This is a genomic window from Streptomyces sp. NPDC051173 (assembly GCF_040689515.1).
Lineage (GTDB): Bacteria > Actinomycetota > Actinomycetes > Streptomycetales > Streptomycetaceae > Streptomyces.
Genome location: NZ_JBFBBD010000012.1, coordinates 53580 through 74979, shown reverse-complemented (window position 1 = coordinate 74979; position 21400 = coordinate 53580). Strand labels below are relative to the sequence as shown.

Genomic DNA, 21400 nt, shown 5'->3' with positions numbered 1-21400 from the left:
GGCGTCAGCGCTCGGCGCGGCGGCCGAAGTGCACTGTCTTCGCGGTGAGCAGGAAGAGATCCTCGCGCCGGTCGACACCCGCCGGGTCGGCCGGGTCCAGCAGCCGGTCCAGCGTCGCCAGGTCCTCGGCGCCGAGGAGCTCGTCGAGGGCGTTCCGGGTGCGCTCCAGCACGGCGCGCACCGAAAGGCGGACGGCCTCGGACGGGGGCGCCGGGTGGTCCACGAGGAAGGACTTGGACCGCACCTCGGTGAGCCCGGCCGTACGCAGCATGCCGGGCCAGTCCTCGACCACCGCCACCGTGCCGGGCAGTTCGGCCCGCATCCGGTCGAAGCGGACGGCCATGGCCGCGTCCAGCCGGGTCTGGAGGCCGGGGACCCCGAAGCCCAGGTCCCTGGGCAGCCAGCGGGCGGGCAGCCCGCCCTCGACGACGGCCAGGACCCCGCCGGGCGCGAGCAGCCCGGTCAGCCGGTCCAGCGCGTCCTGCTGGTCGCCGACGTGGTGCACGACCTGGCCCGTCCACACCAGGTCGGCGGGGCCGAGCCCGTCGAGTCCCCCGGGGAACTCCGCGACCTGGGTGCGCAGCCGGACGCCGAGCCGCCCGGCCCGCTCCTCGGCGCGGGCCAGCAGCTCCGGCGACCCGTCCACCGCCGTGACCTCCGCCTGCGGGAAGACCGCCGCCATCCGGCAGGCCGCCACACCCGGCCCGCTGCCGACGTCCAGGACCCGCCGCGGGGCCAGGTGCGCCAGCTCGTCGAGCGCCTGCCGCACATAAGGGCTCTGGGTCTCGCCCTCGTGCTCCAGCATGTCGGCCATAGCGGCCCAGTCGAAGTCGTTCATCCCACCCGCTCCTTCAGCTCGTCCTCGGTCGGATCCGTGCCCGCCGCGGGGTTCCTCCACGGCCGGACACCTCCTGCCGCCGACCATGCGCCCCGCCCCCGCGGGTTGACAAACCTTGTTGCCGTTTCTGCAATAAAGGGATGGAAGAGGTACTCGCCGCCGTCGGACCGCGGCTCAAGCGGATCCGTCAGCAGCGCAAATGCACGCTGGCGGCGCTGTCGAAGACCACCGGGATCTCGGTGAGCACACTGTCCCGGCTGGAGTCCGGGCAGCGCAGGCCGAGCCTGGAACTCCTGCTGCCGATCGCGCACGCCCACCAGGTGCCGCTGGACGAGCTGGTCGGCGCACCGCCGGTGGGCGACCCCCGGGTGCGGCTGAAGCCGGTCGAGCGCGGGGACACGACGGTGGTGCCGCTGACCCGGCAGCCCGGCGGCCTCCAGGCGTTCAAGATGGTCATCCCCGCCACCCGCCGCACGCCCGAGCCGCGCACCCACGACGGCTACGAATGGCTCTACGTGCTCGGCGGCGAGCTGCGGCTGGTGCTCGCCGAGCACGACGTCGTGCTCAAGGCAGGCGAGGCCGCGGAGTTCGACACCCGGCTGCCGCACTGGTTCGGCAGCACCGGGAAGGCGCCGGTGGAGATCCTCAGCCTGTTCGGCCCGCAGGGCGAGCGCATGCACGTCCGCGCGCAGCCCCGCACGCTCTGACCAGGGCGTTCGCCACCACCGAGCGTTTCCCGGCAGCCGCTTCCCGGTATCCTGTGGGCCTTCCCGCAGGAGGTGTGCACCGATGGAATTCCGGCTGCTCGGAGCGGTGTCGGTGGCCACCGAGGACGGCGATCTCCCGATCGGGCCCGCCAAGCGGTGCAGCCTGCTCGCCGCGCTGCTGCTGCGCCCCAATCGCCCGGTTTCCGTCGACCAGTTGACGGCCGCCCTGTGGGACCACGAACCGCCGCAGCGCGCCCGCGGCGTCATCCAGGGCCACGTGTCCCGGCTGCGGACCCTGCTGCTGGCGGCCGGCGCCGAGGTGTACGGCGTCGAGCTGGTCACCCAGGGCACGGCCTACGTCCTGCGGATGCCCGAGAGCCTGCTGGACGCCCACCGCTTCGAGGAACTGGTGACGCTGGCCCGCGGCCGGAGCGCCCCGGGCGACGCGGTGACGATGTACCAGGAGGCGCTGTCGCTGTGGCAGGGGCCGGCTCTGGCCAACACCTACCCGAGCCCGCCGCTCCAGGCCGCCGCGCACGCGCTGGAGGAGCTCCGGCTTGCCTCGGTGGAACAGCTGGCCTCCTGCTATACGCGCCTGGGCGAGCACGCCAGGGCGGCCGCGGTCCTGCGCCCGGCGGCGACCGCCCACCCCTTGCGCGAATCGCTGTCGGTCGCCCTCATGCGGGTGCTCCAGCGCGCGGGCCGCCGCTCGGAGGCTCTCGACTGGTTCCACCGCACCCGGCGGCTGCTCGCCGACGAGCTGGGGGTCGACCCGGGCCGCGAACTGGCGGACGCCTACAGCATGGCCCTGCGCGGGGACTGCGACGGCGCGGTGGAGGCGGCGGCCGCGGCCCCGCCCGTCGTCGTCGCGCCCGCACCCGCCCCGCCCGCCGTTCCCCATGCCGTCGTGGCCGACCTGCTGCCCCGCGCGCCGCGGGGCTTCCACGGGCGGACGGCCGAACTCACCGCCCTGTCCCGGGCCGCGGCGGGCGAGGCGCCCGTCTGCCTGGTCACGGGTCCGGCCGGGGTCGGCAAGACGGCGCTCGCGGTGCAGTGGGCCCACCGCAACCACACGGCCTTCCCCGACGGCCGCCTCTACGCCGATCTGCGCGGCTTCAGCGAAACCGGCGAGCCGACGCTCGCCGAGACGCTGCGCGAGTTCCTGCTGGCGCTGGGCATCGCACCACGCCGGATACCGGAGTCGGCGAACGGGTCGGCCGCGCTCTTCCGCTCCCTCACCGCCGACCGCCACCTCCTGGTCGTGCTCGACAACGCACGCGACTCCGAGCAGGTCAGGCCGCTCCTGCCGGGCGGCGCCCGCTGTGTCACCGTCGTCACCAGCCGGCACCGGCTGCCTGGACTGATCGCCTCCGACGCCGCCCGCCCCGTCCCCCTGGACGTGCTCGGGCCGGAGGACGGCACGGCGCTGCTCGCCGGGGTGCTCGGCGAGGACCGGGTGCTCGCGGAACCGGTGGCCGCGCGCAAGGTGGCCGAGCTGTGCGGCGGACTGCCGCTCGCCCTGCGGGTGGCGGCCGCCAGGCTGGCGGACCGGCCGCACCGGCCGCTGGACGCCATGAGCGCCGAACTGTCCGACGAGACACGCCGGCTGAGCCTCCTGGACGTGGAGGACACCGGCGTACGGGCGGCGCTGCGGCTCACCGTGGGACAGCTCCCCGAGTCCGTCGCCCACCACTTCGCCCACCTGGGCCGCCACCCCGGCACCCACGTCGACCGGTACGCGGCGGCGGCCCTGGCGGGCACCTCCCCGGACGAGGCCGAGGCCGCGCTGGAACGGCTGGCCGTCGCGCACCTCGTCACGGAAACCGCGCCGGGCCGCTGGACACTGCACGACCTCGTGCGCCTCTACGCGCGTGGACTGGACGCCGGGCCCGAGGCCCTCACCCGCGTCCTCGACCACTACGCCGCCACCGGCCTCGCCGCGGCGACCGCCGCCGAGCCCGGCGACGAGGAGTGCTTCACCCTGCCCGCCGACTTCCACCTCCCCGCCCCGGCAAGGGCGTTCGAGGACCGGGACGAGGCCATGGCCTGGTACGCGGCGGAGCGCGACGACCTCGCGCTGGCGGCGGCCGCGGCGCACCGCGCCGGGCTGCACGGCAGGACCTGGCGGATCGTCCTGGCGCTGTGGCCGCTCATGGTGTGGCGGGTGCTCGACGGCTGGACTCCCCTGCTGGAGAAGGCGCTCGCGGCGGCGCGGGCCGACACCGACCCGCGCACCGAGTCGCGGGTGCTGACCCTGCTCGGCTGGGTGCTGACCGAGGAGGGCCGTACCGCCGAGGCTCTGGTCCACCTGGAGGCCGCCCCCGCGCTCGCCGTCCGGGCCGGCGACCTGAGCGGCGAGGCGACCGCGCTGGTCAACCTGTCGCTGGCGCAGGCGGCGCTGGGCGATCCGGAGAAAGCCGCGGAAGGCTGCGTACGAGCGGCGGAACTGGCCCGCGGGGCCGAGGACCGGCCCACCGAACGGCTGGCCCTCTACCACCTCGCACGGCATCGGCTGGACGCCCGGGAATGGCGGTCGGCCCTGGACACGGCGGCCGCGGCCATGGCCCTCGACGAGCTCTCCGGGGCGCAGGCCGCGTCCCGCGTGCTGCTGTCCACGGTGATCGGGGAGGCCCTGCTCGGGCTCGGCGACGAGGAGCAGGGGATCCGGGAACTCGACCGGGCGGCGCGGGAAGCGGAGGCGTCCGGCTTCGACGACGGCGCCGCGCGGGCCCTGGGCGCGCTGCTCCGGGTGTCGGCGGACGAGGGTTTCCGGGTGCGGTACGACGCGGCGCGGGACCGGCTCACGGCACGGACGTAAGCCTCGCCCCGGCGCGTGAGCGGGACGTGAGCGACGCGTGAGCGGAACGCCAGCGAGCCCCGTCAAGCTGGTCGAGAGCGGGAAACAACACCGCGAACCCGCCCGACGGACTCGGCAGCGATATCGCCTGCCGCGCCCGGCATTTCATGCTGCCCTATCGCAGAACTTACTATTCATTTGGAATTCGCGAATTGTTCATTCTGCGTCTCATATCCATTGACTTACCTGCCACTTCACCTCATGATCCATTTTGCCGTGGCGCCTCCCCCATGCCGCGAACCGACCTATCGTGAACGAAAGTTGTGGCAATGGACGCGAAAGCCCTCCTGCTTCTGATCCGTGTGGGCTGCTTGCGTGAACAAGCACTGACCTCTTGGACCCGCCGGGCGGATTTCGGGCTGGCCGTGGCCGAGAGCGCCACCGCCGCCTATCTCAGGCTGGCGGAGCACCAAATTCCGCTCTCGCCGGAACGCCCCGCGGAAGAGGTGTACGAAGCCTGCCGCGCCGCCCTCGCGGCGGCGCCGGGTGAGAAGGGCGTCATCGGATTCCTCGACTCGACCCTCCCTCTTGTGGCCCGGCTCGCCGAGGAGTTCGGACTGCCCGGCTGCTCGCCGAGCACACTGCGGTCCCTCACGGACAAGACCTGGGCGAGGGAGCGCTTCGCCGAGGCCGGGGTGCCCGGCCCGCGCTTCCGGGTGCTCGACGCGGCCGTCACCGACCCCGCAGAACGGCGGGCGGCCGTCGAGGGTCTCACCTATCCCCTCATCGTCAAGCCCGCCGACTCCTCGGCCGGACGCGGCGTGGTGCGGGCCGGGAACCCGCGGGAACTCGACACGGCGTGGGGTGCGGCGGCACCCTTCACCAAATCCGGCACCCTCCTCGCCGAGGAGGAGTTGCTCGGTGCGGAGATCAGCGTCGAGACGGTCACCGTCGACGGGCACACCGTGGTCGCGGCCTGCACCGAGAAGCTGAGCACCCGGGGCGACTCGTTCGTCGAGCTCGGCCAGGCCGTACCGGCCCGCCTCGACGCCGCCTCGGAGGCCGAGGTCTCCGGGATCGCGGCCGCCGCGCTCAAGGCCGTCGGCTTCGACCACGGCATCGCGCACACCGAGATGATCCTGACCGCCCACGGCCCCCGGATCATCGAGGTCAACCCCCGGCCCGCCGGCGACTGCATCCTGGACCTCGTCGAGCTCACCAGCGGAGTGGACCTCTACGGCACCGCCGCCGACCTCGCCCTGAGGCGACCGGTCGACACCGACGCCCTCGACCGGGCCGCCCCCACCTCCGGCGCGGCCATCCGCTTCCTCTCCGCCGAGCCCGGCGTCGTCCGGCACATCGACGGAGTCACCGAGGCGTCCGCCCTGCTCGACCCCGCCCGTGAGCGGCTGGTGCTGCTGACCCGGCCCGGCGACATCGTCGAACCGGTCACCACCAACCTGCACCGCCTCGGCTACGTCATCGCCGTCGGCGACGACACCGCCGCCGCGGTCGGACGCGCGGACCGCCTCGCCGCGATGGTCACCGTCGTCACCTCCCCCGCCGCCCCCGGCGAACCCCCCGCCCGCCGCCTGCCCAGCTCCGAGTGCTGGACCTGATGGCCGACGGCAGCCCGACAAGGACTTCCATGCGATCCCCTGATTCCTACTGGCTGGACACCGGACCGACCTGGACCGGAAGCAGCGGCGCACTGCCGCGGCGCACCGGCGTCTGTGTGCTCGGCGCCGGCGTGATGGGCTCGACCCTCGCCTACTGGCTGGCCACCGCCGGGCTGCGGCCCCTGGTACTGGAGCGCAACTCCGCCCCGGCCATGGGCTCTTCCGGCCGCAACGCCGGACGCCTGATCCAGGGCGGCAACGCCCAGCACGCCCTCGCGATCGAGAAGTTCGGCCACGCCGAGGCCCTGGCCATCTACCGCGCCACCCTCACCAACCGGGACCTGGTGCGCGAAGTGGCCGCCCGCGAGGGGCTGGAGGCGACCCGCTTCCCCACCGCCAAGCTCGACCTCGCGGTCACCGAGGACGAGGCCCTCGAACTCAAGCGCACCGCCGAGGCCCTGACGGCCGACGGCATCGAAGCCGAGTGGCTGGACCTCCCGGCCGCCCGCGAGGCGTTCGGCACCGGCCTCCCCGACACCGTCCTGGGCGGGCTGTACCGACCGGACCAGGACGCGGTCCACTCCGTCGCGTACGTACGGGGCATGGCCGCCGCGGCCGCCCGCCACGGCGCGGACTTCGCGTGCGGCGTCACCGTCACCTCCGTGGAAGCGGCCCCCGGCGGCGGGTGGCTCGTCACCACCGACGCAGGCCGAGTCCTCGCGGAGCAGGTGGTCGTCGCGCTCAACGCCTGGACGCCCCGGCTGCTGCCGGAGCTCGCCCCGGTCATCACCCCGGTGCGCGGTCAGCTGGTCCAGACGGCGCCCGTGCCCTTCCGCATACCGCAGTGGGGACTCGACCGCGGCCTCCTCTACGGCGGCCAGGCCCCGGACGGCTCGCTGCTCATCGGCGGCCTGCGCAACACCGTCCCGGGCCGCGACGAGGGCATCGACCTGCCGCAGGACGACAACACCCCCGCCTTCTCACCCGACTTGGCCCAGCGGCTGGCCGACGCACTGCCCTCGCTGCTCCCGGAGGCCACCGGCGTCCCGGTGGCCCGGGCGTGGAGCGGAGTCATGGCGTTCACCCCGGACCGCTGCCCGCTGGTCGGGGCCTGGCCGGGCGCGGCCGGGCTGTGGGTGATGGCCGCGTTCAACGGCCATGGCATGCCGTACTCCCAGGTCATGCCGGAACAACTCGCGGAGCGGATCCGCGGCGGTCGCGGGGACGGCATTCCGTCCGCGTTCGACCCCGCCCGCTTCCTCTGAGCAGGAGCAACATGTCACAGTCAGCCATACTTTCCCCGGCCCCCGTGGCCGGGCCCTGGGGTCCGGGACACCGCGGCGGTGCTCCGCTCCTGGTGATCGGGGCGGGCCCCAAGGCCATCGCCCTGGCGGTGAAGTCGAGCGTGCTGCGTGCCGCCGGCTTCGACGTCCCCGAGGTCGTCGCCGTCGAGCGGGACTGCACCGCCGCCAACTGGCGTGCGGGACGCGGCTGGACCAACGGCCGGCAGCCGCTCGGCACCCTCCCCGAGAAGGACCTCGGCTTCCCGTACGACTGCACCACCTGGGGAGATGCCCAGGACCCGGTCACGGGCGAGATCGCCCAGCGGATGGCCGGCTTCAGCTGGTCCAGCCACCTGCTCGGCCAAGGCGCGTACGCCCGCTGGATCGACCGCGGGCGACCGCAGCCCAGCCACCGGGAGTGGGCCGACTATCTGGAGTGGGCGGCCGACCGGGCGGGTCTGCGGACGGTCACCGGTGAGGTCCGCGCCGCCGAACTGGCGGACGGCGGCTGGGAGCTGACCGTCGACGACGGCACGGCGCCCGTGACCGTGCGCGGCCGCGGCCTGCTGGTCTCCGGGCCGGGCCCGACCGCGGGCACCCTGCCGGCCGACGGCGCCGGCGTGCTGGACACGGCGGGCTTCTGGAAGCTCGCCGTGGAGGGGCTGCCGCAACGGGTCCAGAGCGTGATCGTCGTGGGAGCGGGCGAGACCGCGGGGACGATCGTGCGCGAGCTCGCCCTCGGGCAGGACCGGCAGGCCACCGTCGTCGCCCCGCGGGCCACGCTCTACAGCCGGGGCGAGAGCCCCTTCGAGAACCGCTACTACAGCGACCCCACCGGCTGGGCCGGCCTCTCCGAGGCGGACCGGCAGGAGTTCATCCGGCGCACCGACCGCGCGGTCTTCTCGCAAGAGGTGCAGAGCGACCTCGCGCGGACCACCAATGTCTCCTGGGAGCCGGGCCGCGTCGTCGGCGCACGCCCCGCCGACAGCGGTGTGGTGGTCGAGGTCGCGTACGGCGGGGAACTGCGCGTCCACCGCGCCGACCTGGTCGTCGACGCGACGGGCGGCGACCCGCTGTGGTTCACCCGCCTCCTCGGGCCGCACGCCCAGGAAGCCCTGCGGGCCGCGCTCGGCGGCACCGCGACCCGCGACCGTCTCGAGCACTCCATCGACGCCTCGCTCGCGGTGGCCGGCCTGCCCGCGCCCCTGCACCTGCCCAACCTGGCCGCGCTGGCGCAGGGACCGGGTTTCCCCAACCTGAGCTCCCTCGGGCTGCTCTCGGACCGCGTGCTCGCCTCGTACGTCCCGCGCACGCGCCCTGACGACTCCGCGGCGGCCGACGCCCGCACACCCGCACGGGCCACCGCGCCCGGCCTCGACCCCATGGGAGCAGTACAGCGATGACCACCGATCTCGTACCGGACGTCGACTTCGTCCAGTTGCTCTTCACCGACGTCGCCGGACGCCTGAAGACCCTGGAGGTCCCCACCGCCCGCTGGGCCGAGGTGCGCGACAGCGGCTGGACCCTCGACGGTTCCGTGCTCCTGGGCTACGGCGACCCCGAGCACAGCGACCTGCGCCTCGTGCCGGACCCGTCGACGTATGTGCGGCGGCCCTGGGACACCGTGTCCGGGCGCACCGTCGGCATGGTCTTCTGCGACGTCGTGGACACCGCGGGGCGGCCGTTCGCCGCGGACCCCCGCGCGGTGCTGCGGAAGGCTGTCGAGGCGTCGGAGGCTCGCGGCCAGCGCCCCGTCTTCGGTGTCGAGGCCGAGTTCTACCTCCTGCGTCCCGGCGCTCCCGGCACGGCGGGCGAACCGGCGGACGGCGCCGGTTACTGGGACCTGAGCGTCGACGAGGAGGCCGACGAGGTCTGCCGGGACATCGCCGAGGCCCTGGCCCGGATGGGATTCACCGTCGACGGGCACCACCACGAGGTGTGCGCCGGGCAGCGGGAGCTCGTCTTCCGGCACGGTGACGCGCTGACCACCGCGGACCGGCTGCTGCTGCTCAAGCACACGGCCCGGGTCATGGCCCGCCGCCGCGGGCTGTCCGCGGTCTTCATGCCCAAGCCCCTGGCGCACCTCTACGGAAACGCCCTGCACGTCCACGTCTCGCTGGCGGGCACGGAGGCGCCGTCGAAGGCGCTGTTCCACGACGGTGACGACGCGGACGGCATGTCCGCTCTCTTCCGGAGCTCGCTCGCCGGCGTCCTCGACCACGCGCCCGCGCTGACGGCTCTGGGCAACCCGACCGTCAACTCCTACAAGCGGCTCGTCCCCGCCTCCGGCACTCCGGTGCACCGCAGCTGGGCGCGGCACAACAGGTCCACCGCGTTCAAGGTCGTGGGGGACAACGCGGTGCCCGGCTCGCTCCGGCTGGAGATGCGCAGCCCCGATCCGGCCGCCAATCCCCACCTGCTCTTCGCGGGCGTGCTCGCCGCGTTCGCCGACGGCCAGGACCGTGACCTGAAGCTGTCCGAGGCGTGCGAGGAGCCGGCCGACCAGCTGGACCCGGCGGCTCTCGCCACGCGCGGCATCCTGCCGCTGCCCACGGACCTGCCCTCCGCGCTGCGGGCCCTGGACGAGGACGGCACCGTGCGCGAGGCCCTGGGCACTCTCACGACCGGCGCGTTCGTCCGCAACTCCACGGCCGACTGGGCCGCGTGGCACCGCGTCGTCACCGCCTGGGAGATCGAGCGGTACGCCGATTCCGTCTGACCGCGACCAGTCACCCCGCACACCCGACATCGAGGAACCCTCCCATGCACCACACCGTCGAGACGACCGAAGGCCCGGCCGAGGTCCCCTCCCCCGACCACCGGTGGACCGCGCTGTTCTTCATCACCGAGCCGGGTATCGGCGAGGTCCTTCCCGAGCTGGCGGGCTGCACGACCGGCCTGTGCTCGGTGCGTGACCAGGCCGCCCGGTTCGCGCGGGCCGATGTCCGGGTGCTGGGCGTCAGCGCGCACGCCCCGGGCCGGCTCGCGGAGTTCGCCCGCGCCCGCGACCTGGGGTATCCGCTCGTGGGCGACGGTGAGCTGGCGCTCGGCCGGGCGCTGGGCGTCCCCGAGGTGACGGCCGGCGACCGCACGCTGTTCGCCCGCGCCGCCGTCGTCCTCGACCGCGCGGGGACCGTACGGGCCGTGCTGCACCCGGTGCCCGAGCCCGAGCGCCACGCCGAACTCGTCCTGGAGAAGCTCGCGGAGCTCGAGGCCGACGAGAGTGACCGTGCCTGACGCGACCACCGTGCGGGGCGGCCGGATCCGCGCGCTCCTGCCGGCTCCCGGCGCGCCCCGCGCGCTGGCCGTCTCCACCCTCGTCGGCCAGACCGGCGGCGGCCTCTTCCTGCCGGTCAGCGCGCTGTTCTTCACCCGCTCCGTAGGGCTCGCGCCGTCCCAGGTCGGCGTGGGGCTCGCGGTCGCCGGGCTGATCGGGCTGGCCGCCGCCGTACCGATCGGGCGGATCGCGGACCGCTTCGGGCCGCGGGGCACGTACGCGGTCACGCTGCTCGGCCAGGCGGCGGCCACCGCCTCGTTCGCCCTGGTGCACTCGCTGTGGGCGTTCATCCTGACCAACACGGTCGCGGCGCTCGCGCAACGCGGCGGGAACGCCGCCCGGGGCGCCGTCATCGGTGGCGTCGGCCAGGGCGAAGAGCGGGTGCGGCTGCGCGCCATGCTCAAGTCGGTGACCAACACCGGCCTGAGCGTCGGCACCGCGCTCGCCGCGCTCGCCCTGGCCGCCGACTCGCGCTCCGCCTACCTCACGGTGGTCTTCCTCAACGCCGCGAGCTACGTGTGCGCCGCGCTGCCCCTGCTGCGGGTGCCGCCGGTCGAGGCCGCCGGCACCGGACCGTCGGCACCCCCGCGCCGCGCGGTGCTGCGCGACCGGCGGTACACGCTGGTCACCGTGTTGTGCGGGATCACCAGCATCCACTACGACGTGCTCTCCCTCGGCCTGCCGCTGTGGATCGCGGGCCACAGCGGCGCCCCGCGGTGGAGCATCTCCGCCGTCATCATGGCCAACACCGTCCTGGTGGTCCTGCTCCAGGTCCCCTTCTCCCGGGGCACGGGTGAAGTACCGGCTGCGGCCGCGGCGGTTCGCCGGTCGGGCTGGGTGCTGTGGGCGGGCTGGGCGGTGATCGCCTGTACCGCCTTCGCCACCTCCCCGGCCCTGGCCTTCGTGCTGCTGGTCGTGGGCATGGTGCTGCACACCGCCGGTGAACTGTGGCACTCGGCGGGCAGTTACGGCCTGAGCTACGAACTGGCCCCGGCCGGTTCGCACGGCGAGTACCAGGGCTTCTTCTCCCTCGGCCGCGGGGCCACCGCGGCGCTGGCACCCATGGTGGTCACCACCGTCTGCCTGGCCGACGGAGCCCGGTGGCGGGCCGTCAGCGGATGGCTGCTGCTCGGTCTCGTCGTCGCGGCGGCGGCCGCCGCCGTGCCCTCGGCCACCCGCGCCGCCGCCCGGCGGCCCGAGGCCCCTCTCCCCCTACCCGTACAGGAGTCAGCATGACCGCCCTCGCGTCCGCACCCACAGGACCCGTGCCGGCCGGAGCACGACAGACCGCGGAGGCACCGGGCACGCGGGGGCCGTCGGTCCTGGTCCTGGGCGGCGGCACCCGGCTGCCGGAAGCCCTGCGGGGGCACGGCATGTATGTCGTCTACGGCGGTACGCCCGAGGAGTTCACCCCCGCACACCGCGCGGCCTGCGACGAGGCGTGGCTGCTCGCGGAGGGGTCCGAGGACGACTGGGTACGCAGAGCGGTCGCGCTGCACCAGGTGGTCCCGTTCCGTCGCGTGGTCACCGTACGGGAGCGGTTCCTGACGGCCGCCGCCCGGATCGCCGACGCGCTCGGCCTCGGCGGGAATCCGCTGGAGACCGTACTGGCTCTCAAGGACAAGTCCCTGATGCGGCGGCGCTGCGAGGCCGTCGGCGACGGAGCCGCGGTGCGCGCGCGGCTGCTGCACGAGCCCGACGACGTGGACGCGTTCGTGGCCCGGGCCGGCCTGCCGGTCGTCCTCAAGCCGCGTGACGGCTCCGGCAGTCAGGGCATCGTCGTCGTCCGTGACGCCGCGGGCGTCCGGTCCGCGCGCCTGCGGGTCGGTGCCCTGCCGGGGGCGACGCTCGCCGAGGAGTTCCTCGACGGCCCGGAGTTCAGCGTCGAGACGTTCAGCTACGACGGGGCACACGAACTCCTGGCCGTCACCGAGAAGTTCACCGGCGAGGGCGCGGTCGAGATCGGCCACGTCGTTCCCGCGCGGATCAGCGCGGACGGGCGCGCCGCGCTGACGGAGGCGACCTTCCGGTTCCTCGACGCCATGGGCTTCGTCGAGGGACCCGCGCACACCGAGATCATCCTCACGGCGGCCGGGCCCCGCGTCGTCGAGTCGCACAACCGCCCCGGCGGTGACGGCATCGTCGACCTCGTCCGGCACGTCCACGGCGCCGACCTCCGGGACCTGCTGGCCGCCAGGACCGCGGGCGCCCCGGCCCCGGCGCCGGACGGGGACCCGGCCGGCGCCGCCGCGACCTGGTTCCTGACCGCCGGACCCGGCGTCGCCACCGAGGTCTCGGGCTGGGAGGCGGCCGCCGGACAGCCGGGAGTCGTGGCGGTGTCGCCCGGGATCCGGACCGGGGACACCGTCTCCCCCTTGCGCACGTCCGGCGACCGGTGCGGCTCGGTGACCGCGGTGGGCGCGACGCCCGACGAGGCGCTCGCCCACGCCCGCGACGCGCTGGCCCTGGTCACCGTCCGCACCGCCCCTTCGTACCAGCAGAGCACCGAGAGCCGATGAGCACGATGACCACTCCCCGCAATTCCCTGACCGAGCGCTATCTCGGCTCCCCGGCCGGCACGGCCGCGGTGTGGCCCGACGCCCCGGACCCGGACCGGCTCAAGGCCGTGCACGGCGCGCTCGAGGACCGCTTCCTGACCCGCCCGGCCTTCCTGGAGGCAACGGAGACGGAGCGTCTCGAAGGCGACCTGAACGGCATCCTGGACCTGTTGTTCTCCCTGCCCGAGCGGCTCTTCGACGGCGACGCCCACGCCTTCGCCGCCGCGGCGGGGCTGCGCCCCGAGCAGGCGCGCATCGCCCTGCGGCCCCCGGTGGCGGAGCCCGCCCGGATCGGCCGCGCCGACCTCTACCACGACGGGACGGGCTTCCGGCTGCTGGAATTCAACATCAGCAGCGCGCTCGGCGGCCTCGACGTCCCCGAACTCAACCGGCTGCTCCTCCAGGACGAGAAGCTCGCCGGCTTCACGGCGGCGGAACACCTGACGTTCCCCGACACCGTCGGCGCGCTCGCCGAGACCGTCCTCGCGACGGCGAAGAACGGTGGGAGCACCCCCCGGGTCGCGCTCATGGACTGGTGGCCCGGCTACCGCAAGACGGAACCCAAGATCCGCGCCCTGGCCGCGATGCTGGAGCGCCACGGCATCGAGACCGTCCCCTGCCACACGGGACAGGTACGGGAGACGGGCGGCCGGATCACGGTCGACGGCCGCCCCATCGACGCCGTCCACCGCTTCTTCACGCTCGGCGAGCTCACCGCCGACGCTCCCTCCCTCGCACGGGCCGAGGAACTCCTCGACGCCTTCGCACGGTGCGGTACGCCGGTGCTGTCCCCGCTGCGCACCTCCATGCACGGCAACAAGCGGGCGCTGGCCATGCTGTGGGAGGACCGGTGCCGCAGCACGTACGACCCTGCCGAACAGGCCCTGGTGGAGCGGTTCCTGCCCTGGACGCACGAGCTGCGCCCCGGCCCGGCCCAGGTGCGAGGCGAGGAGGTGGACCTCCTCGCGTACTGCGCGCGGCAGCGTGAGGACCTCGTCCTCAAGCCCTCGCACGGCCTCGGCGGCACCGGCACCGTACTCGGCCGCGGCACCGGCGGCCAGGAGTGGGCGGACGCCCTGCCCCGGGCGGCGACAGGTGGGTACATCGTCCAGGAACTGGTCACCCCGCGACCGGAGTTGTTCCCCGACGGCGAGACGGGCGGGCTCTCCCCCTGGACGCTCAACTGGGGCGCCTTCCTCATCGGCCGCCAGTACGCCGGTGCCTTCCTCCGGGGTCTGCCCGAGGACCGCGCGGACGTGATCTCCTTCGACAACAAGGCTCACGCGGGCTGCGTCTTCCAGGCCGCGTGACGTCACGGGCGCGGAGCTCCCCCCGCGCGCTGCCCGCAGCGCCGGCAGTGCGGTCCGCGCGCCGCTCCGCGCCCTGATGACGCTCTTCCGCTTCCTCCACACTGAGGGTGCCTTCGGCTCCGGAGAGGGCCGTTCAGGACCTTGCCGTCATGGGGAGCATGTGGTGTCGATCCCGCTCGGACCTCGCACGGACAGAGACGCACGGGTGGTGGTCGTCGGTGCGGGATTCTCCGGCATCGGCGCCGCCATCCGGCTGCGCCAGCAGGGCTTCCGGGACCTCCTGGTGCTGGAGAAGGGCGCACAACTCGGCGGCACCTGGCGCGACAACACCTATCCGGGCTGCGCGTGCGACGTCCCGTCCTCGCTGTACTCCTACTCCTTCGCGCCGAATCCCGGGTGGAGCCGGACCTTCGCCGGGCAGCGGGAGATCCACGACTACCTGCGGTCGACCGCGGACCGGCACGGTGTCGGTGACGTGCTGCGGTGCGGTGTCGGTGTCCTGCGGGCCCGGTGGGACCGAGCGGCGGGGCGTTGGCACCTGGAGACCACCGACGGCGAGTACCGCGCCGCCGTCCTGGTCCTCGCCACGGGACCCTGGCACGTCCCCCGCCGGCTCGACGTGCCGGGGCTCGACGCGTTCCCCGGGCCGGTGTTCCACACGGCCGAGTGGGACCACTCCGTGGACCTGTCCGGCCGGCGGGTGGCCGTGGTGGGCAGCGGCGCCTCCGCCGTCCAGGTCGTGCCCGCCGTCCAGGACCGGGCGGCGGCCGTGCATCTCTTCCAGCGCACCGCCCAGTGGGTGCTGCCCAAACCCGACTTCCCGGTCCCCCGGGCGCTGAGCTGGTGCATGAAGCGGATCCCGGGCGCACAACGTGCCATGCGGGCCGGTCAGTACGGCGTGCAGGAGGGCTTCGGCTACGCCTTCCGTCACCCCCACCTCGTGGGGCCCGCGCAGGCCATGGCCCGCGCCCACCTGCGGCTCGCGGTCCACGACCCGGTGCTGCGCCGGGCCCTGACACCCGGCTACCGCCTGGGCTGCAAACGCCTGCTGACGTCGAGCACCTTCTACCCGGCGCTCAACCGGCCCCACGTCCACCTGCACCCCACCGCCGCCTCCGCCGTACGCGGCCGGCACGTCATCGGTGCCGACGGCACCGGGGCCGAGGCCGACGTGGTGATCGACGCCACGGGCTTCCGCATCGGTGAACTGCCGCTGGCCCGGGGCGTGTACGGCACGGACGGCCGGTCACTGCACGAGACCTGGGGCGAGAGCGGACCCACGGCCTACCTCGGCACCAGCGTCAGCGGATTCCCCAACCTCTTCCTCCTCCTCGGCCCCAACCTCTTCTCCGGCTCCACCTCGGCCATCACCGTCCTCGAAGCGCAACTCGCCTATCTCTCCGGTGCGATGACCCACCTACGGCAGGGCCGCTACGCGTACCTGGACGTGAAACCGGGCGCCCAAGCCGACCACAACACCGCCGTGCAGGAGGCCCTGGAGACCACCGTGTACAACACGGGCGGCTGCTCCAGCTACTACTTCGGCGCGGGCGGGCGGAACACCTTCTGCTGGCCCTGGTCCACCGGCCGCCTCGTCCGCAGGCTCAGCCGCTTCGACCCCGCCGCCTACACCTGCTCCGCACCGTCCGCCCCCGTGCCCGCACCGCGGGCGGACCGCGTCAGCCCGACGAGCGAGGAGGGACTCCCCGGGGGACTCCCCCGCTGACCCAGCGGCGCCCCGGCCCCGGCCGTACGACCGCGAACTCGAAGGACTGCGCCCCCTCGGCGGCGGGCAGCAGTATCCCTGCCCCACCCGGCTGCGCCGCGCCCCGAGGCGCTGGGCCCCGTCACCACGCGGGCGAGACCCCCGCCGCCACGGACCAGGCCGTCCTCCGAGACGGTCAGCACCTCGTGGCCCTCGACGGCCGCCGCCGAGCCGCGGGCGAAGATCGCCGTGGCGTGGACGTCCGCCCAGGTCAGGCTCGGGCCGATGACCGTCGTCGACAGCAGGCCGCGCGCGGGGCGGCGCGAGTGGGGGTCGAGGATGTGGTGGCCGCGCTCGGCGGTGCCGGAGGTGGCGACGGCGGAGGCAGGGGCCTCGGCCGTCACGACGGCCAGCAGTCCGCCGGGGCGCGCGGGGTCCGCTATGCCCACTTTCCAGGGCGTTCCGGGGGCGGCCTCGCCGTGCAGTTGGAGGTCTCCGCCGCCGTTGACGCAGAGGTTGCGGGCCCCGGCTCCGTGGAGGATGGCCGCCGCCCGCTCGACCGCCCAGCCCTTGACGAGCCCGGAGGGGTCGAGCCGGCCGCCGGCCCGGGCGCTGAACCAGCCCCCGGTCAGCGCCTCCGCCTCCGCGCACAGCCGGAGCACCTCGCCGACCTCCGCCGGGCACTGCCCGACCGTGGTCTCACCGCGGTCGAGACGGCGGACGGCACTGTCGGGCTGGTAGGTGGAGAACAGGGCGTCCACATGGTGCAGCCACGTCACCGCCTCGCGCAGGGCCCGGCCGACGGCCGGGGTGACGGTGTCGCGGATGTCGAAGGAGAAGACCGTCCCCATGGCGTGCTCGACGTGGCGCTGCCCGCGCCCGCGCTCAGGCACCGGCCTTGTCCAGGGCGCTCTGCAGGGACTGGATGTAGCCCTCGCTGGTGTAGCTGGCGCCGGAGACCGCGTCGATGCCGGCGCTCTGGGCACCCAGCGCCTCCTGGGTGAGCCGGGGCAAGGCGTAGGCGGCGATCTCCTGGTCCCTGCCGCGGCCGGAGGGCGCCTGGAGCACGCGGACGGCGGTCAGCCTGCCCCGGGTGAGGGTGGCTTCGACCTGGACCGGGCCGTACCGGGTGTCGATCACGGCACCGGTGAACGCGCCCGTCCGGCTGCCCGGAGGCAGGGTCGCGGCGGGCGAAGTGACGGGCTGCGGCGCGGAGACGGCCGGGGGCGGCGGGCTGTGCTGCGGTTTGAGGGACAGCAGCAGGACGACGCCCGTGGCTGTCGTCAGGACGGTGACGGCGGCTCGGCGCACGCGCGGTCTCCTTCGGGTGCGGACTCGGGTGCGGATCCCGGTGCGGACACGGTCTGCGGGTTCAGAGGGCGAACGACTCGTGGTGGATGCGGCGGCGCGGTACGCCCGCGCCGCGCAGGGCCCGCAGCGCCGCCTCGCACATGCCGGGCGGCCCGCACACGTACACCTCGTGCGCGGCCAGGTCGGGCACGAGCCCCAGCAGGCCCGGCGCGGTGAGGGGCACGACGGGAAAGCCGTACGCGGACGGCTCGTCGACCGCGTAGACGACGTGGGCGCCCCGGGCGCCCGCGATCGCGTCGAGCTCGCCGCGCAGCGCGAAGTCCTCGGGGCGGCGGGCCCGGTACATGAGCGTGACCTGGCCGGGGAGCGTCTCGAAGAGGGTGCGCAGCGGGGTGATCCCGACGCCGCCCGCGAGGAGCAGGACCCTGCGGGCGGCGCGCGGGGCGGCCGTGAAGCCGCCGTAGGGACCTTCCGCCCAGACCCGGGTGCCGGGGGCGAGCCGGGCGAGGGCCGCGCTGTGCACGCCCGCGGCCTTGACGGTGATGCGCAGGCGGCCGGGCCGGGCGGGTGCGGAGAGGGAGTACGGGTTGGCCGTCCACCACATGCCCCGGCACAGGAAGCGCCACCGGAGGAACTGGCCCGGTTCCGCCCGGAGTTCGTCGAGGCGCACGCCCGTGACGTAGACCGAGACGACGCCGGGTGCCTCGGTGCGTACGTGCGAGACGCGCATCCGGTGCCGGAGTCCGCGCCGGACCGGGACCACGAAGCGGAACCAGGCCAGCAGCGCGGCCACGCCGCCGTACAGGGCGTACCACGCGAGCCGGGCGGCGTTGTCACCCACGAAGTCGGCGCCGTCGGCGAGTTGGTGGCCGAAGACGAGGAAGACGGCCAGGTAGGTGGCGAAGTGCAGGTAGTGCCAGATCTCGTAGCTCAGGTGCCGCCGGGCGGCGCGGGCCGACAGGATGCCGGTGGCGAGGAGCAGCAGGAAGCCCGCGGTGGCCTTGAGCATGTCCGGGTAGGTCAGGACGAGGGTGGTCGTCCGGCTCACGACGCCGGTGTGCGTGGTGAGCGCGGAGCCCCAGATGATCAGCAGCGTGTGGGTGAGGGCGAGGCCCACCGTGTAGCGGCCGCCCGCGGCGTGCCAGCGCGCGAGCCGGTCGCTGCCGACGCCCCGGTCCAGGGCCGGCACCCGGGCCATCAGGGCGAGCAGGACGGCGCAGGCGTAGCCGGCGAGGAGACCGGTGATGCGGCCGGCTCCGGTCAGCCAGCCGGCCGGGCCGACGACCGCCGGGGTGTCGGTCCACCACAGCCCGAGCACGGCGGCCGCCCCGGCCCAGATCAGCACCTGGGCCGGAAGACGGCCGACCCGGAACGGGCGGGGGGCGGCCGCGTGCGCGGGAGGACCGCCACGGACGACGGCCGGGCCGTCGAAAGTGCTGGTGGCCACCTGTTCTCCTCTCCGGTGGTGACAAGGCGGCCAGGCTTCCAGCGTTTCCTCTGAAAACCCTGTGACCAGGCCACCCCGGCCCGGGTACGCAGGAAACTCACAGGTTCTCGGGGCCGTGCCCCCACTTCACCGGTCGTGGATGTGGAACCCCCGGCCCGGGCCGTGTGCGCCTTGATCCGGAGTCAGTCCGTCGACGCCGCGGCCGGGTGCAGGGGCTGTCCGCAGCGCAGGTTCCACCGCCCGGAGCGGCCGGTGAGTGTGGTCAAGGTCAGCGGGGGGACGTCGAGGCGCCAGAAGGTGTGCAGGGGGAGGCCGAGCGCGTGCACGGCGGCCGCCCGGACCACAGCCGGTTCCACGACAGCCAGAATCCTGCCGCTCTCGTCGCTCCCGGCATCGAGCCAGCCACCGACACGCGCGGTCAGGGCCGACAGCGACTCGCCCCCGTGAGGTGTGGCGAGGGGGTCGGACAACCACGTGGCGACGGCTCGGGGTTCGGCGGTGCTCACGTCGTCCAGTGTCCGGCCGTGCCAGCGCCCGACGTCCAGGTCGCGCAGGTCTCCGGCCTGTTCGGCGTCCAGGCCGAGGGCGTCCGCCGTCTCGCGGCAGCGTGTGGACGGGCCGCGGAGGTACCGGCCGGCCTCGGGCAACGCGCCCGCAGCGGCACGCGCCTGCCGCAGGCCGACGTGGTCGAGAGAGGCACCGTCGTCGAAACGCGGCTGCCGCAGTGCCATGTTCATCGCCGGCGATACGAGCATCACGCGCACGGTCATTCCGTCCCCCTCGGCTGTCTGCCCTGTGCTCCAGCACATCATGGTGCCGACGGCGGGGGCGTGCGGGGGTGTGTCGTACGCCGTAGCCAGGCCGACCAGCACGCGGTACGGTCGCGTGAACATGACGACGGTGTGATGGAAGCCGGTGGAATTCCGGCACGGTCGCGCCACTGTGTACCCGGTCGGATCCGCAACGCGCGGTGACGGCCGGTGAGTCAGACCCACTCACCGTCGTTGATGCCCCCCAAGTCCGGGACGCGAGTTTCCCCAGGAGGTTCAACCATGGCGCAGTCCGCTGCCACCGCACCCAGCTCTTCCGCCGCACCGGCGGTCACCCCCATATCCCTGAAGGCGATCGCCCCGTGGGCGGTCTTCTTCGGCGTCCTCATGCTGGTCCTGCTCTATTTCGTCGGCGCCGAGCAGGGGGCCACGTCGGTCATCTCCGGTGAGAACGTGCACGAGTGGGTCCACGACGGGCGCCACCTCCTCGGCTTCCCCTGCCACTGACGACGGCCGGAGGAAAGTCCCGTGAATCCCGTCTCCGTACGCGTGCTGCTCGTACGCGGCATGCTGGCCGGCCTCGTCGCCGGTCTCCTCGCCCTGGTCGTGGCCTATCTCCTGGGTGAGCCCCGGGTGGACGCCGCCATCGACTTCGAGGAGGCACACAGCCACGACCACGGCGTGGAGCTGGTCAGCCGCTCCCTGCAGTCCACGGCAGGGCTCGCCACCGGTGTCCTGGTCTACGGCGTCGCTCTCGGCGGCATCGCCGCCCTCGCGTTCTGCGTGGCGCTGGGCCGTATCGGCAGGTTCGGCCCGCGCGCGACAGCGCTCATGGTCTCCATGGGCAGCCTGCTGGCCGTCTATGTGGTGCCGTTCCTGAAATACCCCGCCAACCCGCCGTCCGTCGGCGACCCGGACACCATCACCAAACGCACCACGCTCTACTTCCTGATGATCGCGCTCAGCGTCCTGCTCGGCATCGCGGCGGTCGTCCTCGGCAAGCGACTGGCCCCGCGCCTGGGCAACTGGTACGCGACCGTGGTGGCTTCGGCCGCCCTGGTCCTCGTGATCGGTCTCGCGTACGCGTTCCTGCCCGCGGTCAACGAGGTGCCCAAGGACTTCCCGGCCACCGTGCTGTGGCAGTTCCGCCTCGCCGCCCTCGCCATCCAGTGCACCCTCTGGGCCGCCTTCGGCCTCCTCTTCGGCCACCTCGCCGAACGGGTCCTGACCCCCAGGACCGCGCCGGACCGGCAGAGCGGCACCGCCACCAGGCCGGCCGCACCGGTGAACTGACCGCGTTCCCCATGGGCCCGCCGCCGGAAGCGGCGGGTCCAGCCCGCGTCTGTCTAGACTCCTCGCATGGACGCGCAGGGATCACCTGGTGGTACGGCCGGGGTGGAACAGGCGGTCGCCGTGCTGAAGGCCGTGGCCGACACGACGCGATTCCAGGTGCTGTGGGCGCTGACGCAGCGCGAGCACTCGGTCGGGCAGCTGGCCGAGCTGGCCGGAGCGCATGTGGCGGCGGTGTCGCAGCATCTGGCGCGCCTGCGGGCCGCAGGACTGGTGGTCCCACGGCGTGAGGGGACGCGGATCTTCTACCGGGTCGCGGGACAGCACGTGGTGGCGCTGCTGCAGAGTGCTGTCCTGGTCGCACGGTCCGACTCGGCGCCGCAAGCGGCCGGCACCGCGGCGTCCGAGGCCGCCGCCGAGTCCGCGGTGGCGAAGGGGCAGGCGCGTGCGCGCTTGCGGCCGCGGCCGCTGGCGGGCGGCTGAGGGGC

The 21400-nt window shown here is 74.2% G+C and carries 18 protein-coding genes, 1 pseudogene and 1 riboswitch; of the genes and pseudogenes, 14 read left to right on the top strand and 5 right to left on the bottom strand.

Going from position 1 to position 21400, the window contains the following annotated elements; genetic code table 11:
* Positions 1-4: 4 nt before the first annotated feature.
* Positions 5-838 carry a methyltransferase gene (locus AB0435_RS10320; protein WP_366004662.1) on the bottom strand — a complete coding sequence of 278 codons (834 nt, stop codon included), beginning with the start codon at positions 836-838 and terminating at the stop codon, positions 5-7.
* Positions 839-978: 140 nt separating this feature from the next.
* On the opposite strand from AB0435_RS10320, the gene AB0435_RS10315 reads away from it, so the two are divergent.
* From AB0435_RS10315 to AB0435_RS10265, 11 genes are all read left to right on the top strand, one after another.
* Positions 979-1545, top strand: coding sequence for an XRE family transcriptional regulator (locus AB0435_RS10315; RefSeq protein ID WP_366004661.1), 567 nt, complete (start codon positions 979-981; stop codon positions 1543-1545).
* Between the two features lie 82 nt (positions 1546-1627).
* Positions 1628-4363 (top strand): BTAD domain-containing putative transcriptional regulator, encoded by a 2736-nt coding sequence (locus AB0435_RS10310; protein WP_366426656.1) that lies wholly within the window; start codon positions 1628-1630, stop codon positions 4361-4363.
* Between the two features lie 308 nt (positions 4364-4671).
* The gene (locus AB0435_RS10305) at positions 4672-5961 is read left to right on the top strand and encodes an ATP-grasp domain-containing protein (protein ID WP_366426655.1); all 1290 of its coding nucleotides are present in this window, start codon (positions 4672-4674) and stop codon (positions 5959-5961) included.
* A 29-nt stretch (positions 5962-5990) separates the two neighbouring features.
* Positions 5991-7226, top strand: coding sequence for an FAD-dependent oxidoreductase (locus tag AB0435_RS10300; RefSeq protein ID WP_366426654.1), 1236 nt, complete (start codon positions 5991-5993; stop codon positions 7224-7226).
* An 11-nt stretch (positions 7227-7237) separates the two neighbouring features.
* Positions 7238-8647, top strand: a complete 1410-nt coding sequence (locus AB0435_RS10295; protein WP_366426653.1) for a SidA/IucD/PvdA family monooxygenase — start codon at positions 7238-7240, stop codon at positions 8645-8647.
* Entirely contained in the window at positions 8644-9963 is a 1320-nt protein-coding gene (locus tag AB0435_RS10290) for a glutamine synthetase family protein (protein ID WP_366426652.1), read from the top strand. The genes AB0435_RS10295 and AB0435_RS10290 overlap by 4 nt, the downstream gene beginning before the upstream one ends.
* Before the next feature lie 44 nt (positions 9964-10007).
* Positions 10008-10481: a redoxin domain-containing protein gene (locus tag AB0435_RS10285; RefSeq protein WP_366004655.1), complete on the top strand. Its 474-nt coding sequence runs from the start codon at positions 10008-10010 to the stop codon at positions 10479-10481.
* Positions 10474-11757, top strand: a complete 1284-nt coding sequence (locus AB0435_RS10280; protein WP_366426651.1) for an MFS transporter — start codon at positions 10474-10476, stop codon at positions 11755-11757. Before AB0435_RS10285 ends, AB0435_RS10280 begins: the two co-directional genes overlap by 8 nt.
* Positions 11754-13040, top strand: a complete 1287-nt coding sequence (locus AB0435_RS10275) for an ATP-grasp domain-containing protein (RefSeq protein WP_366004653.1) — start codon at positions 11754-11756, stop codon at positions 13038-13040. The genes AB0435_RS10280 and AB0435_RS10275 overlap by 4 nt, the downstream gene beginning before the upstream one ends.
* The gene (locus tag AB0435_RS10270; protein ID WP_366004652.1) at positions 13037-14389 is read left to right on the top strand and encodes a hypothetical protein; all 1353 of its coding nucleotides are present in this window, start codon (positions 13037-13039) and stop codon (positions 14387-14389) included. Before AB0435_RS10275 ends, AB0435_RS10270 begins: the two co-directional genes overlap by 4 nt.
* A gap of 163 nt (positions 14390-14552) precedes the next feature.
* The gene (locus AB0435_RS10265) at positions 14553-16115 is read left to right on the top strand and encodes an NAD(P)/FAD-dependent oxidoreductase (RefSeq protein ID WP_366426650.1); all 1563 of its coding nucleotides are present in this window, start codon (positions 14553-14555) and stop codon (positions 16113-16115) included.
* Between the two features lie 200 nt (positions 16116-16315).
* On the opposite strand, the pseudogene AB0435_RS10260 reads toward AB0435_RS10265, so the two are convergent.
* The 4 genes and pseudogenes from AB0435_RS10260 to AB0435_RS10245 all read right to left on the bottom strand — a co-directional run.
* A pseudogene (locus AB0435_RS10260) lies at positions 16316-16945 on the bottom strand (FAD:protein FMN transferase); the annotation flags it as partial.
* 34 nt (positions 16946-16979) lie between these two features.
* On the bottom strand, positions 16980-17405 hold the full coding sequence (locus AB0435_RS10255; RefSeq protein WP_366004650.1) for an FMN-binding protein: 426 nt from the start codon (positions 17403-17405) through the stop codon (positions 16980-16982).
* A 61-nt stretch (positions 17406-17466) separates the two neighbouring features.
* A complete protein-coding gene (locus tag AB0435_RS10250; protein WP_366426649.1) occupies positions 17467-18852 on the bottom strand; it encodes a ferric reductase-like transmembrane domain-containing protein in 1386 nt (461 codons plus the stop codon).
* 182 nt (positions 18853-19034) lie between these two features.
* Complete coding sequence (locus AB0435_RS10245; RefSeq protein ID WP_366426668.1) at positions 19035-19622, bottom strand: histidine phosphatase family protein; 588 nt, start codon at positions 19620-19622, stop codon at positions 19035-19037.
* Between the two features lie 137 nt (positions 19623-19759).
* Positions 19760-19843, top strand: a riboswitch (cobalamin riboswitch).
* Between the two features lie 61 nt (positions 19844-19904).
* On the opposite strand from AB0435_RS10245, the gene AB0435_RS10240 reads away from it, so the two are divergent.
* The 3 genes from AB0435_RS10240 (at position 19905) to AB0435_RS10230 (ending at position 21395) form a co-directional block, all read left to right on the top strand.
* Positions 19905-20129: a CbtB domain-containing protein gene (locus AB0435_RS10240; RefSeq protein ID WP_366004648.1), complete on the top strand. Its 225-nt coding sequence runs from the start codon at positions 19905-19907 to the stop codon at positions 20127-20129.
* Between the two features lie 21 nt (positions 20130-20150).
* On the top strand, positions 20151-20915 hold the full coding sequence (locus AB0435_RS10235; RefSeq protein WP_366426648.1) for a CbtA family protein: 765 nt from the start codon (positions 20151-20153) through the stop codon (positions 20913-20915).
* A 66-nt stretch (positions 20916-20981) separates the two neighbouring features.
* Positions 20982-21395, top strand: coding sequence for a metalloregulator ArsR/SmtB family transcription factor (locus AB0435_RS10230; RefSeq protein WP_366426647.1), 414 nt, complete (start codon positions 20982-20984; stop codon positions 21393-21395).
* Positions 21396-21400: the final 5 nt, after the last annotated feature.

Excerpts from the sequence above, each read along its gene's own strand:
- AB0435_RS10295 (WP_366426653.1), top strand. The coding sequence starts at position 7,238 with ATGTCACAGTCAGCCATACTTTCCCCGGCCCCCGTGGCCGGGCCCTGG.
- AB0435_RS10290 (WP_366426652.1), top strand. The coding sequence starts at position 8,644 with ATGACCACCGATCTCGTACCGGACGTCGACTTCGTCCAGTTGCTCTTC.
- AB0435_RS10275 (WP_366004653.1), top strand. The coding sequence starts at position 11,754 with ATGACCGCCCTCGCGTCCGCACCCACAGGACCCGTGCCGGCCGGAGCA.
- AB0435_RS10310 (WP_366426656.1), top strand. The coding sequence starts at position 1,628 with ATGGAATTCCGGCTGCTCGGAGCGGTGTCGGTGGCCACCGAGGACGGC.
- AB0435_RS10320 (WP_366004662.1), bottom strand. The coding sequence starts at position 838 with ATGAACGACTTCGACTGGGCCGCTATGGCCGACATGCTGGAGCACGAG.
- AB0435_RS10270 (WP_366004652.1), top strand. The coding sequence starts at position 13,037 with ATGAGCACGATGACCACTCCCCGCAATTCCCTGACCGAGCGCTATCTC.
- AB0435_RS10230 (WP_366426647.1), top strand. The coding sequence starts at position 20,982 with ATGGACGCGCAGGGATCACCTGGTGGTACGGCCGGGGTGGAACAGGCG.
- AB0435_RS10305 (WP_366426655.1), top strand. The coding sequence starts at position 4,672 with ATGGACGCGAAAGCCCTCCTGCTTCTGATCCGTGTGGGCTGCTTGCGT.
- AB0435_RS10285 (WP_366004655.1), top strand. The coding sequence starts at position 10,008 with ATGCACCACACCGTCGAGACGACCGAAGGCCCGGCCGAGGTCCCCTCC.
- AB0435_RS10300 (WP_366426654.1), top strand. The coding sequence starts at position 5,991 with ATGCGATCCCCTGATTCCTACTGGCTGGACACCGGACCGACCTGGACC.
- AB0435_RS10315 (WP_366004661.1), top strand. The coding sequence starts at position 979 with ATGGAAGAGGTACTCGCCGCCGTCGGACCGCGGCTCAAGCGGATCCGT.
- AB0435_RS10245 (WP_366426668.1), bottom strand. The coding sequence starts at position 19,622 with ATGACCGTGCGCGTGATGCTCGTATCGCCGGCGATGAACATGGCACTG.
- AB0435_RS10240 (WP_366004648.1), top strand. The coding sequence starts at position 19,905 with ATGGCGCAGTCCGCTGCCACCGCACCCAGCTCTTCCGCCGCACCGGCG.